This window comes from Saccharothrix sp. 6-C (genome assembly GCF_016695385.1).
Lineage (GTDB): Bacteria > Actinomycetota > Actinomycetes > Mycobacteriales > Pseudonocardiaceae > Actinosynnema > Actinosynnema texasense.
Genome location: NZ_CP064192.1, coordinates 7,722,299 through 7,734,377 on the forward strand (window position 1 = coordinate 7,722,299; position 12,079 = coordinate 7,734,377).

12 protein-coding genes are annotated in these 12,079 nt (G+C 73.6%); 5 read left to right on the plus strand and 7 right to left on the minus strand.

The window, feature by feature from the left end:
* Positions 1-39: 39 nt before the first annotated feature.
* Genes IOD16_RS33200 through IOD16_RS33215 form a run of 4 tightly spaced genes read left to right on the plus strand, consistent with a single transcriptional unit; the run spans position 40 to position 3,350 of the window.
* Positions 40-1,248 (plus strand): MFS transporter, encoded by a 1,209-nt coding sequence (locus IOD16_RS33200; protein WP_201437639.1) that lies wholly within the window; start codon positions 40-42, stop codon positions 1,246-1,248.
* Entirely contained in the window at positions 1,241-2,170 is a 930-nt protein-coding gene (locus IOD16_RS33205) for a DMT family transporter (RefSeq protein ID WP_201437640.1), read from the plus strand. Before IOD16_RS33200 ends, IOD16_RS33205 begins: the two co-directional genes overlap by 8 nt.
* Before the next feature lie 16 nt (positions 2,171-2,186).
* On the plus strand, positions 2,187-3,035 hold the full coding sequence (locus IOD16_RS33210; RefSeq protein ID WP_201437641.1) for a bifunctional methylenetetrahydrofolate dehydrogenase/methenyltetrahydrofolate cyclohydrolase: 849 nt from the start codon (positions 2,187-2,189) through the stop codon (positions 3,033-3,035).
* 21 nt (positions 3,036-3,056) lie between these two features.
* Entirely contained in the window at positions 3,057-3,350 is a 294-nt protein-coding gene (locus IOD16_RS33215) for a DUF3017 domain-containing protein (RefSeq protein WP_201441671.1), read from the plus strand.
* A gap of 34 nt (positions 3,351-3,384) precedes the next feature.
* Here IOD16_RS33215 and IOD16_RS33220 read toward each other — a convergent pair whose 3' ends face one another.
* Complete coding sequence (locus IOD16_RS33220) at positions 3,385-3,948, minus strand: TetR/AcrR family transcriptional regulator (protein WP_201437642.1); 564 nt, start codon at positions 3,946-3,948, stop codon at positions 3,385-3,387.
* Between the two features lie 95 nt (positions 3,949-4,043).
* Between IOD16_RS33220 and IOD16_RS33225 the strand changes: the two genes are divergently transcribed.
* Positions 4,044-4,613 (plus strand): dihydrofolate reductase family protein, encoded by a 570-nt coding sequence (locus IOD16_RS33225; RefSeq protein ID WP_201437643.1) that lies wholly within the window; start codon positions 4,044-4,046, stop codon positions 4,611-4,613.
* 635 nt (positions 4,614-5,248) lie between these two features.
* On the opposite strand, the gene IOD16_RS33230 is transcribed toward IOD16_RS33225, so the two are convergent.
* The 6 genes from IOD16_RS33230 to IOD16_RS33255 all read right to left on the minus strand — a co-directional run bounded on the left by IOD16_RS33230 (position 5,249) and on the right by IOD16_RS33255 (position 12,072).
* Positions 5,249-5,548 carry a hypothetical protein gene (locus IOD16_RS33230; RefSeq protein WP_201437644.1) on the minus strand — a complete coding sequence of 100 codons (300 nt, stop codon included), beginning with the start codon at positions 5,546-5,548 and terminating at the stop codon, positions 5,249-5,251.
* Positions 5,549-5,770: 222 nt separating this feature from the next.
* Positions 5,771-6,151, minus strand: coding sequence for a hypothetical protein (locus IOD16_RS33235; RefSeq protein ID WP_201437645.1), 381 nt, complete (start codon positions 6,149-6,151; stop codon positions 5,771-5,773).
* 56 nt (positions 6,152-6,207) lie between these two features.
* On the minus strand, positions 6,208-9,504 hold the full coding sequence (locus IOD16_RS33240) for an error-prone DNA polymerase (protein WP_201437646.1): 3,297 nt from the start codon (positions 9,502-9,504) through the stop codon (positions 6,208-6,210).
* Positions 9,504-9,704, minus strand: a complete 201-nt coding sequence (locus tag IOD16_RS33245; RefSeq protein WP_123745361.1) for a hypothetical protein — start codon at positions 9,702-9,704, stop codon at positions 9,504-9,506. The genes IOD16_RS33240 and IOD16_RS33245 overlap by 1 nt, the downstream gene beginning before the upstream one ends.
* The gene (locus IOD16_RS33250) at positions 9,704-11,293 is read right to left on the minus strand and encodes a DNA polymerase Y family protein (protein WP_201437647.1); all 1,590 of its coding nucleotides are present in this window, start codon (positions 11,291-11,293) and stop codon (positions 9,704-9,706) included. Before IOD16_RS33250 ends, IOD16_RS33245 begins: the two co-directional genes overlap by 1 nt.
* A 32-nt stretch (positions 11,294-11,325) precedes the next feature.
* The gene (locus IOD16_RS33255) at positions 11,326-12,072 is read right to left on the minus strand and encodes a hypothetical protein (RefSeq protein ID WP_201437648.1); all 747 of its coding nucleotides are present in this window, start codon (positions 12,070-12,072) and stop codon (positions 11,326-11,328) included.
* Positions 12,073-12,079: the final 7 nt, after the last annotated feature.

The following is a 12,079-nucleotide window of genomic DNA, read 5'->3' on the forward strand; positions in this document are numbered from 1 at the left end:
CGGCGGTGCGTTGTCGGTGGGTGCGGGCAGAGTGTCACCGTGCTCCGTCCGTACCGGGAACTCGCCGCGATACCCCACCTGCCGTCGCTGCTGCTGTGGTCGACGGTCGGCCGCGTCCACCTGCCGGGCACGCCGCTGGCGGTGTCGTTCCTGATAGCCGGGTGGACCGGGTCGTACGCGTTGGCGGGCGTGGTCGGCGGCGCGTTGACGTTGGGCATGGGTGTCGCGGGCCCGCTGCGGGGACGCGCGGCGGACCGGAGCCCGGCCGGGCGGTTGCTGCTGGTCACTTCGGTGGGCTACGGCGTCGGCATCGCGGTGCTGGGCGTGCTGCCGGCCGTCACGCCCGGTGCGGCGTGGCCGTTGGCGGTGGTGGTGGCGTTCCTGACGGGGTTGTCCACACCGCCGGTGACGGCGATGAGCCGGGCGAGCTTCCCCCGGCTGGCGACGGGGTCCGCGCAGTCGGCGGTGTTCACCGTCGAGGCGTCCATGCAGGAGGTCATGTACATCGTCGGCCCGGCGTTGGCGGCGACCGTGGTGGCGGTGTGGAACGCGCAGGTCGCGCTGTGGCTGTGCGGTGCGCTGGCGGTGCTCGGCGCGCTCGGCTTCGGCGGCGCGCTGCGGCGGGCGGGGCTGGACCGGCCGGTGGCCCGGGAGGCCGGGCCCGGTGGTCGGACGCTGCTGCGCGACGGTTCGCTGGTGATGGCGCTGCTGACCGCGCTGTTCCTGGTGGGGTCGCTGGTGTCGATCGACATGGTGATCATCGCGTGGGCCCGTGACCTGGGCAGACCCGCGATGGCCGGGGTGCTGACAGCGGTGTGGGGCGTCGGGTCGGTGGTCGGCGGGTTGATCGCGGGCGGGCTCGTCGGGCAGGCCCGGTTGGCCCGGCGGATGCTGCTGATGGCGCTGGGCGTCGCACCGCTGGTGCTGGTGCTCCCGCCGGTGCTCGACCCCTCCTCGGTGTGGTTGATCGGCGCGGTGCTGGTCGTGGGAGGCATGGCGATCGCGCCCGCCATCGCGGCGAACAACCAGCGGATCAGCGGCCTCGCGCCGGACGAGCGCAAGGCCGAGGCGTTCGGCTGGATGGGCACGTTCACCACGGCGGGCTCGGCGTTGGCGCTGCCGGTCGCCGGGTCGCTGCTGGACCACTCCGGCCCCGCCGCGGCGGCCGGGGCGAGCACGGTGGCGGCGCTGATCGGGGCGTTCCTGGCGAGCCGGGTGCGCGAGCGGAAGGCGGCGGCGGTTGGGTGACCGGGTCCGGGTGGTCGGCGCGCTGCTCGCGTTCGTGGGCGGGGCGTTCCTGGCCGTCCAGGGGCGGTTGAACGGCGAGCTGGGGCACGTGTTCGGCGACGGGTTCCTGGCCGCGCTGGTGTCGTTCGGCGGCGGGTTCGCGTTGTTGCTGCTCGGCGTGCCGACGACGGCGACCGGGCGGGCCGGGTTGAGGCGGCTGCGGTCGTCGGTGCGGACCGGGCGGATCCGCTGGTGGCAGTGCCTCGGCGGGGCGTGCGGCGCGTTCTTCGTGTCCACGCAGGGGTTGACGGTCGCGGCGCTCGGCGTGGCGGTCTTCACCGTGGCGGCGGTGGGCGCGCAGGCGGTGAGCAGCCTGCTGGTGGACCGGGCCGGTGTCGGTCCCGCCGGGCGGGTCGCGTTGACCGCGCCGCGCGTGGCCGGTGCGGCGTTGGCCGTGGTGGCGGTCGCGGTCGCGGTGGCGGACGAGGCCGGTGACCCGTCGGCGCTGTGGCTCGCGCTGCTGCCCGCGGTGGGCGGGTTCGGGCTCGGCTGGCAGCAGGCGGTGAACGGGCTGGTGCGCGAGGCCGCGCGGAGCACCCGCGTGACCACCTTGGTCAACTTCGGCACCGGGACGGCGGTGCTCCTCGTCGTGTGCGCGGTCGACGTGGCGCTCCGCGGGCTGCCCGCGGCCGCGCCGAGCGAACCGTGGTTCTACGCGGGTGGCGCGCTCGGCGTGGTGACCATCGGCTCGGCCGTGCTGGCGGTGCGGTGGCTCGGCGTCCTGCTCGTCGGCCTGTGCCAGGTCGCGGGCCAGCTCGTCGGCGCGCTCGTGGTCGACCTCCTCGCTCCCGCCGCAGGTGAGCACGTGTCCGTGCTCGCGCTGATCGGCACGGCGTTGACGCTGCTCGCCGTGGTGGTCGCCGCGTTGCCCGGCCGGCGGTGATGAGAGGATGAGGCACGTGACTGCGACGATCCTCAACGGCAGGGCCACCCGGGACGCGATCTTCGAAGACCTGCGGGCGCGGGTCGGCGCGTTGCGCGAGCGGGGGGTGACGCCGGGGCTGGCCACCGTGCTGGTCGGTGACGACCCGGGCTCCCACTCGTACGTGCGGGGCAAGCACCTGGCGTGCGAGAAGGTCGGCATCACGTCGATCCGCCGCGACCTGCCCGCGGACATCACGCAGGCACAGCTCGAAGAAGTGATCGACGAGCTGAACGCCGACCCGGCGTGCACCGCGTACATCGTGCAGCTGCCGCTGCCCAAGCACCTCGACCCGAACCCGATCCTGGCGCGCATCGACCCGCGCAAGGACGGCGACGGCCTGCACCCGGTGAACCTGGGCAAGCTCGTGCTCGGCGACGAGGCCCCGCTGCCCGCCACGCCGCGCGGTGTGGTGGAGCTGCTGCGCCGGTACGACGTGCCGCTGTCGGGCGCGAACGTCACCGTCGTCGGTCGCGGTGTGACGGTCGGCCGCCCCATCGGGCTGCTGCTGACCAGGCGTTCCGAGAACGCCACGGTGACGTTGTGCCACACCGGCACCAAGGACTTGGCCGCCGAGGTGCGGCGGGCGGACATCGTCGTCGCGGGCGCGGGCAGCCCCGGGCTGATCACGGCGGACATGGTGAAGCCCGGCGCGGCCGTGGTCGACGTCGGCATCACCCGCACCGAGGCCGGGCTGGTGGGCGACGTGCACCCGTCCGTGGCCGAGGTGGCGGGTTTCCTCGCGCCGATCCCGGGTGGCGCGGGTCCGATGACCATTGCGATGCTGCTGACCAACACGGTCGAGGCAGCCGAGCGCACGGCCTGAGGCGGGGAAGCGGTGGAGTTGTTGCCGGAGCAGCGCTGGCGGTCCGCGGCGGGCAAGCACCTGCCGTTCGCGCTGGTGCTCGTGGTCGCGGGGCTGGGTCTGCTGCGGATCGTCCAGTACCACTGGCGGCAGGGCGCGGTGCTGATCGGCGTCGCGCTGCTGCTCGCCGCGCTGCTGCGGGTGCTGGTGACCGACGAGCAGGCAGGGCTGATCGCGATCCGGGGCCGCAGCGTGGACGCGCTGCTGTACTCGATGCTGGGCTTCGCGGTGATCTTCGTGGCGATGACCATCATCGGCGGTCCGCTGGATCGGTGACCCGGCTCGGGGTGGCTCGGCTCGGGGTGGCGGCCTAGGTCCGCTCGACCAGTGCCGTGATCACCTCCGTCAGCTCCTCTTCCGGCAGCACGTCGGGCAGGGTCAGGTGCTCCACCATCAGGCCGCTCATCGCCAGGTAGAGCGACACCACCGTGGTGCGGTCGCCGGGTAGGCCCGCGTCCAGGTGGAAGCGGACGTTCTGCTCCAGGTTGTCGCTGATCGTCTTGGTCAACGCGGCCTGGAGCTCGGGGCGTCTGGTGGCCTCCAGTCTCAGCTCCAGCAGGGCCAGGTAGCCCGTGCGGTCGACCTGGAGGCGCCCCAGCAGGTCTTGCAGCAGGCGCACCACGAGGCTCTTGTCCGGTGGCGCGTCCATCGTCCTGGCCAGCCGCTGCGCGTCCGGCGTGAGCCGCACGTGGATGTGCTCGCCGACCTGCCGCAGCAAGTCGTCACGACTGGTGAAGTAGTTCGACGCCGTGCCGTTGGGCACCGCCGCCTCTTGGTCCACGGCGCGGAACGTCAGCCCTCTCGCGCCCTCGCGCGCCAACACCTCGATCGCCGCGTCGACCAGCGCCATGCGCCGGTTCGGGTTACGCACCACGATTCCTCCTTGACAACCACTCCGACCATAGTACTACAGTCGGAGTGGTTGCTGAAGCCTCGAATCCATCCGGACCACCCCGAAGGAGCCCCACCATGCGAACCCTCACCTACTTCGTCGCGACCTCGCTCGACGGTTTCATCGCCGACCCCAAGGGCGGTTACGGCGACTTCCTGTTCGAGGGCGACCACCTGACCGCCCAGGTCGAGGAGTACCCCGACACGCTGCCCGCACAGGCCCGGGAAGCCATGGGCATCGACGCGCCGAACCAGCACTTCGACACGGTCCTCATGGGCCGCGCCACCTATCAACTGCCGGACGGCCTGCCGAGCCCCTATCCACATCTGCGCCAGTACGTGGCGTCGACCAGGCTGAACACCACCCCGGACGACGTGGAGGTCGTCGCGGATCCGCTGGCCAAGGTCCGTGAGCTGAAGGCCGAGCCCGGCGACTCGGGCATCTGGCTGTGCGGCGGAGGCAGGCTCGCCGCCGCCTTGCTGCCCGAGATCGACGAACTAATGCTCAAGATCCACCCGATCGTGTTGGGCAAGGGCATTCCGCTGTTCGCGGGCGAGTTCCCGACGGCTCGCTTCGCCAAAGCGTCGACCAGAATCTTCGACTCGGGTGTCGTCTTCGCGTCTTACACCAAGGCGGACGTCGGGTGACCAGGAGCTGAGGGCCGGCGGTTACCGGTCCGCATCGCCGCCCGCCCGGGTCATGCGACCTGGGCGGGCACGGGGTCAGGCGGCGGGGCCAGGCAGCCGAGCCAGGCAGCCGAGCCAGGCGGCCGGGTCAGGCGACCGGGCCAGGCGACCGGGCCAGCCAGCCGAGTCGGGCAGCCGGGCCAGGCGACCGGGCCAGCCAGCCGAGTCGGGCAACCGGGTCGGGCAACCGGGTCGGGCAGCTGGGTCGGGCAGCCGGGCCAGGCAGCCGCGCCAGCCAGCCGGGCCAGGCAACCGGGCCAGGCAACCGGGCCAGGCGGCCGGGTCAGGCGGCCGGGTCAGGCGACCGGGCCAGCCAGCCGAGTCGGGCAGCCGGGCCAGGCGACCGGGCCAGGCGACCGGGCCAGCCAGCCGAGTCGGGCAACCGGGTCGGGCAGCTGGGTCGGGCAGCCGGGCCAGGCAGCCGCGCCAGCCAGCCGGGCCAGGCAACCGGGCCAGGCAACCGGGCCAGGCAACCGGGCCAGGCAGCCGCGCCAGGCAGCCGCGCCAGCCAGCCGAGTCGGGCAGCCGCGCCAGGCAACCGGGCCAGCCAGCCGGGCCAGCCAGCCAGCCGGGAGGCTGGCACGCCGCGGACATCGTCACGTCGACAGCGCTGGATCGGACACCACCGACGCGACACCCGCGACGAGCACGACCACCCACGACGCCCGCGGCGCCGGCAGCGCCTCCCGGCGAAAGCCCGCCACCCCCGCCACAGCGGCTAGCAATACCGGACCGTGCCACAGCGGCGTCCACCACGGCCGGAACCCCGCCGCCACCGGCCACACCGCCGGCACCTGGTGCGGTCCGGCCCGGCCGGAGCGCTCGACGTCGAGTCCGGCGACGACCTCGCGGGCGGGCGTCGCCTCGGCAGGCCACCGAGACTCACCGACGCCCACCCGCCGGTCACCTGGCCGCGGCCCGGGTCGCTGCTCGACTCCACCCGGTCGAGCGCGGCCGGCCCGAGATCGATGAGTGACAGGTGTACCCGGCGGTCTGCTCGCCGATCACGCCGAACTGGTGACCCTTACCGACCAGAGCTGTGCCGCCGCCGAACCGACCACATCCCTGGCCGAGCGCGGCGTCCGGCTGATCCGGCCTCCTGGGGCCTGTTCTCAAAGTCAGATGAGCAAGGTGGCCAGGTCGAGCAGGCCTTGATAGGAGGTGGTGGTCTTGTCGACCACGTTGCGGCGCTTGTAGGTGGTGCGGTCGAAGGCCGGCGGACGCCCGCCAACCCTCACCTTCGCGTTCGGGCCGCTGGTCGCGGCTTCCCGGAATCGATGCCGCGATGCCGCGATGCCGCGATGCCTCGGTGCGCAGGTGGGCGCGGATGGCCCTGGTCGAGCGGCTTGTCCGCGACGACCCGCGAGGGTCTGGCCAAGAGTGCGGTCGTTGAGGTTGCCGCCGGTCAGGACGATCGACCAAGGGTCGACCGCGACCGTCGCACGCGCGGTGGATCCTGCTGGTGGGTTCGCCCCGGGAGCGGCCGATGGCGTGATCACCCGGCTCACCGTGCCCGACTCGTCGGCTGGCTCGTGCCTGCGAGTTACGACACAGGTCAGCGGAAGTCCCGTGAGCGGGAGGGGATGCGCAGGTCCAGTTGTTGCAGTCGCTCCGCGCGGATGCTGATCACGCCTTCCGCGGACTCGACGACGCCTCGCACCAGCAGAGCGGGGCTGGTTCGGGCGACTTTGCGGTAGCGGGCCCACAGGCCCGTGGTGCAGACGACGTTGACCATTCCGGTCTCGTCCTCGATGTTGAGGAACGTGACCCCGCCCGCGGTGCCCGGGCGTTGCCGGTGGGTCACCGCGCCGCCGATCAGGACCTTGGCGCCGTTGGGCACCTTCGCCAGGTCGGCGGTGGCGAGGGCGCCCAGCGCCGTCAAGCGGTCCCGGACGAACTCGGTGGGGAAGCTGTCCGGGGACAACCCCATCGCCCAGACGTCGGCCACCGCCAGCTCGACCTCGTCCATGCCGGGCAGGGCGGGCGCCTCGGTGCCGACCGCGGTCCCCGGCAGGCGGTCGGGCCGGATCTTCGCCACGGCTCCCGCCGACCACAGCGCGGCACGCCGGTCCAGCCCGAAACACCCGAACGCGCCCGCCGTCGCCATGGCCTCGACCTGGGCCGTGGTCAGCCGGACCCGACCGCCGAAGTCCGCCATGTCCCGGAACGGGCCCGACTCGCGTTGCGCGACCACCTCTTCGGCGACCTTCCGACCGATCGTCCGGATACCGCCCAGGCCGATGCGCACGGCTTGCTCACCGTCCACCAACTCCAGGGTGGCGTGCGGGAGGCTGGCGTTCACATCCGGACCGAGCACGAGCACGCCGTGACGGCGGGCGTCCGCGACCAACGACTGAGGGGAGTAGAAGCCCATGGGCTGAGCGCGCAGCAACGCCGCGCAGAACGCGGCCGGGTAGTAGAGCTTGAACCAGGCGCTGACGAACACGAGGTGCGCGAAGCTGAGCGCGTGGCTCTCGGGGAAGCCGAAGTTCGCGAACGCCAACAGCTTCGCGTAGATCTTCTCCGCCAGGTCCGGGCCGATGCCGTTGGCCTTGGCGCCTTCGTAGAAGCGTTCACGGAGGCGTTCCATCCGGTGCGTGGAGCGTTTGGCGCCCATGGCGCGGCGCAGTTCGTCGGCCTCGGCGGGGCTGAAGTCGGCCACGTCGACGGCGATCTGCATGAGCTGCTCCTGGAACAGCGGCACGCCGAGGGTCTTCTTGAGCGCGCCCGCCAGCAGGGGGTGGTCGTAGTCCCACTGCTCCTTGCCGTTGCGCCGGCGGATGTAGGGGTGCACCGAACCGCCCTGGATCGGGCCGGGGCGGATGAGCGCGACCTCCACCACCAGGTCGTAGAACGTCCGCGGCTTGAGCCGGGGCAAGGTCGCCATCTGGGCGCGGCTCTCCACCTGGAACACGCCCACCGAGTCGGCGCGCTGCAACATCCGGTAGACGCGTTGGTCCTCCAGGTCGAGGTCGCCGATGTCGACCTCGACGCCGTGGTGCTCGCGCACCAGGTCGATGGCGTAGTGCAACGCCGAGAGCATGCCGAGGCCGAGCAGGTCGAACTTGACCAACCCGATGGAGGCGCAGTCGTCCTTGTCCCACTGCAACACCGTGCGGTCGGTCATCCGGCCCTTCTCGACCGGGCACACCTCGCTGACCGGCCGGTCGCAGATGACCATGCCACCGGAGTGGATGCCCAGGTGCCGGGGGAAGTTCTCCAGCTCGGCGGCCAGTTCCAGCACCGGCCCCGGGATGCCGCCCTCCTCCACCGCGGACCGCAGCGGGCCCCAGCGGTCGATCTGCTTGCTCCACGCGTCCTGCTGGCCGACCGAGTAGCCGAGTGCCCGCGCCACGTCGCGGATCGCCGACCGGCCGCGGTAGCTGATGACGTTGGCGACCTGCGCGGCGTGCCGCCGGCCGTACTTGCGGTAGACGTACTGGATGGCCTCCTCACGGCGGTCGGACTCGATGTCGAGGTCGATGTCGGGAGGGCCGTCGCGGGCCGGCGCCAGGAAGCGCTCGAAGAGCAGGTCGAAGCGGACCGCGTCGACGTTGGTGATGCCGAGGGCGTAGCAGACCGCGGAGTTCGCGGCCGACCCTCGGCCCTGGCAGAGGATGCCGTTGCGCCGGCAGAACGAGACGATGTCGTGCACCACGAGGAAGTAGCCGGGGAAGTTCAACTCCTTGATGATCTTCAGCTCGTGCTCGACCTGCTGGTACGCGCGGGGGTTCTCGCCGATCGAACGGTAGCGGCGGGCCGCGCCCGCGTAGGTCAGCTCACGCAGGTAGCTGTTCTCGTCGTGCCCCGGCGGCACGTCGAACGGCGGCAGTTCCGGCGCGATCAGCTTGAGGTCGAACTGGCACTGCAGGCCGAGCACGGCCGAGCGGTGCACCGCGCCGGGGAACCGGGCGAACCGGCGGGCCATCTCCTCCCCCGACCGCAAGCACGCCGTCCGGCCGGGCGGCAGCCACCCCGCCATCTCGTCCAGGCTGCGCCGCGCCCGCACCGCCGCCATCGCCGCCGCCAACCGACCCCGCGCGGGCACCGCGTAGTGCACGGCGTTCGTCGCCACGGTCGGCAGCCCCAGGTCGTGGGCCATGCCCCACAGCAGGTCGTTGCGCGGCCCGTCCTCGGGATAGCCGTGGTCGGTCAGCTCCACGAACACCCGGTCCGTCCCGTACAGCTCGACCAGCCTCCGCAGCTGCGCGAACGCCGCCGCCGGCCCTTCCCGCGCCAACGCCCGCCGCACCGCGCCCTTGCGGCAGCCGGTGAGCACGACGCAGTCGTCCCGGGTGTCCGCGACGACCTCCTCCAACCGGTACACCGGCCGGCCCTTCTCGCTGCCCTCCGCGAGCTGGCCGGTGGTGATCGTGCGGCACAGCGCGTGGTAGCCGGCGCGGTTGGCGGCCAGCAGGAGCAGGTGCTCGCCCTCCGGGTCCGGCGCACCGCTCTGCGGCGCGGACAGCCCGAAGCTCAGCTCCGTGCCGAACACCGTGCGCACGCCGAGCTCCTTGGCCGCCTCGGCGAACCTGACCACGCCGTACATGCCGTCGTGGTCGGTCAACGCCACCCCGTCCAGCCCGAGCTGCTGCGCCGCCTCCACTAGCTCCTCCGGGTGGCTCGCGCCGTCGAGGAAGCTGAAGTTGGAGTGGCAGTGCAGCTCGACGTACGGCACGCGGGCGCGGGTCGACCCGAGGTCGTCCACCTTGACCGCGAAGTCGGACGGCGCCTCGTAGCGGTCGCGGTGGCGCGACCACGCCGGGCCGTCGCCGCCGTCGGGCGCGGGAGGCTTGCCCGACAGCGCGCGTTCCAGCTCCGACCACCGGACCGGCGGGTTGTTCCAGCCCATCAGCGCGAGTCGTCCGGTGCTCGCCGGGGCGACGGGATCGCCGGCCCCGCCGCGGGCAGCCGCGCCGGGAGCCAGCCGAAGCTCACCACGTAGGCCGGTTCGCCGCGCTGGTCCGGCACCTCGCGCCGGTCCGGCCCGGCGCAGTCGTCCAGCCACTCGGCCAGGCTCCGGCGATCCTGCTCGGAGAAGTCACCGCTCATCAGTCGTACACCCCTTCCACCGTCCACTTGCCACCCGCGCGGATCAGCAGGAACGCGAGTTCCTCGCCGTCCGCCGCGGTTCCCAGCACTTGCAGTCGGGCGCCGCGCATCGCGGTCTCCGCGTCCCACCAGCGTTCGTCCACCGGCCACGGCCCCGACCACGCCACGACCTGCCGCGCACGGCCGCCGTGCACGATCCGGTGCGGCCGCACGACCAGCTCGGCGTAGCCGGTGACCACGACGTCCGCGCCCGAGGAGTCCAGCAGCGCGACCGGTTCGGGTTCGGCGAACACCGTCGCGGGCGACGGTCCGGGCAGCTGCCCCGGCCACGGCAGGCCCGGGTCCGCCGCCGGGGTGCGCTCGTCGCCCCACGGCACCAGCCGCACCCGCTCCACCGGCCCACGGCCACCGCCGAGCACGGGCGTGAGCACGGCGTCCGGCCCGAGCAGGCCTTGGACGTGCACCATCGCGCGCGCCGCGCGTTCCGCCGCCTCGCCCTGGTCCTGTCCCGCGCCCGGCCACAGGCCCGGTTGCAGCGCGGTGGCGTCGACCACCTCTTCGGGGTCCAGGCGCAGCAGCCGGATGCCGGAGGTGGGGCCGGGCCGGTCGAGGCGAGCCCGGGTGAGCCAGCCGTCGAGCTGCCAGCGGACGCGGTCGGCGATGCCCTGCGGGGTGAGCGGCTCGGCGCAGCGCCACAGCCGGTGCAGCTCCTCGCCGTTCTCGGTGGTGGCCCGGATGCCGAGGCGGGTGCAGGCCAAGCCGCGGTCGGCGAGGCGCGCGTGCAGCTGTTCGGCGAGGCCCTTGGCCGCGAACGCCGCCGCGTCGACCCGGTCGATCGGCGGGTCCAGTTCCCGGGTGACCGACAGCTCGGGCGGCGGGCGGCGACGTGACCTGGCGCGTTCCTCCAGCCCGGCGGCCAGCCGGTGGGCCAGCACGGCGGCGCGGCCGAAGCGGGTGGCGACGTCGCGTTCGGGCACGGCGGCGAACGCGCCCAGGGTGCGCAGGCCGAGGCGGCGCAGCAGGTCGACCAGCGCGGCCCGGTCCTCACGGCGCTCGGCGGGCTGGTCGAGCTCGTGGACGCCCAGCGGCGCGAGGAACTCCCGGGTGCGGCCCGCCGGCACGACCAGCCCCCGGTGCGCGGCCAGGGTCGACGCGAACAGCCCGTCGGCGAACCCGACCTGCGCCTCGACCCCGGCGTGCGCCGCGATGTGGTCGACCAGGCGCTCGGCGGCCGACTCGGCGGACCCGAAGTACCCGACCGGACCCCGGGCGGCGACGACCACCAGCCCCGGCCGGACCACCTCGATCCCGGGCGCGAGCTCCTCCACCGCCGCCGCGACCGGTTCGAAGAGACGGGCGTCGCGCACCTCGTCGTACTCGAAGACGGCCAGCTCGGGACACTGCCCCTGCGCCGCGCGCCGCCGCATCCCGCGCCGCACCCCTTCGGCGCGCGCGACCGCAGAACAGGCGACGACTTCACCCGATCCGACGACGGCGGCGGGGAGGTGCGGTGGGAGGGAGGCCTCGGCGGAGGCCGCCACCACCGGCCAGTCAGGGCACCAGACGGCAAGCGTGTACAGGGGGTTCACCTCTTCGACGACGGATCGGGGACGCGCACGGCTCACACCACCGCTTCGACGGCGGTGGTCGACAAGGGCGACAAGGGCGGGCCGGTGGCCGGCGGTGGGTCGGTGGGCCGGTCGGCGGGCGGGAGGGAGACCAGGGCGGGACGGGCCGGCGCCTCGGCGGCGGGCGCGGGCAGCAGCAGGTTCGTCCGCCGCGGCCTCGCGGCGGCGCCGCGGCCTGTGGCTTGAACGCTGACCGTCCGCGAGGTCAGGAGGCCGTGGCCCTCGGTCAGGCCGGTCCAGTGGCCGGTGGTCGCCGTCAGCTCCACGTCCGCGCCGGGCCACGAGACCGTGAAGGGCAGCAGGACCGCTTTGCGGTGGCGCGCCCGGGCCGAGAGCTTGCGCGAAGTCGCGGGTGTGACCGGCGTGGCGAGCACGACCAGGTCGAACCCGTCCAGCAGGGCCGCCACGGTCTTCTCGACCTCGCCCTGGTCCCGGCCAGGCCGGGGGACCAGGGCGAGCCGGTGGACGGCCACGCCCAACTCGGCCGCCGCGAGTGCCCCGCACCCCGGCAGGCCGACCACGGCCGCCCAGCACCCTTCCGCGGTCGCCGCGGCCATCAGCGCGAACAGCAGCGATGTCGACCCTCGCACCGACACCGTGCTGCCCCGCCGCAGGCCGCCCCACGGGAGGAGCCCTGCCAGTTCCCCGCGAACCGGCAGGGCCCGGACCGGTGCCGTGGTCAGCTCGCCCGCCGCGCCTACCCCGAGCGCGGTCAGCGTCGCCGTTGCCGACCTGGACACCCGCCCT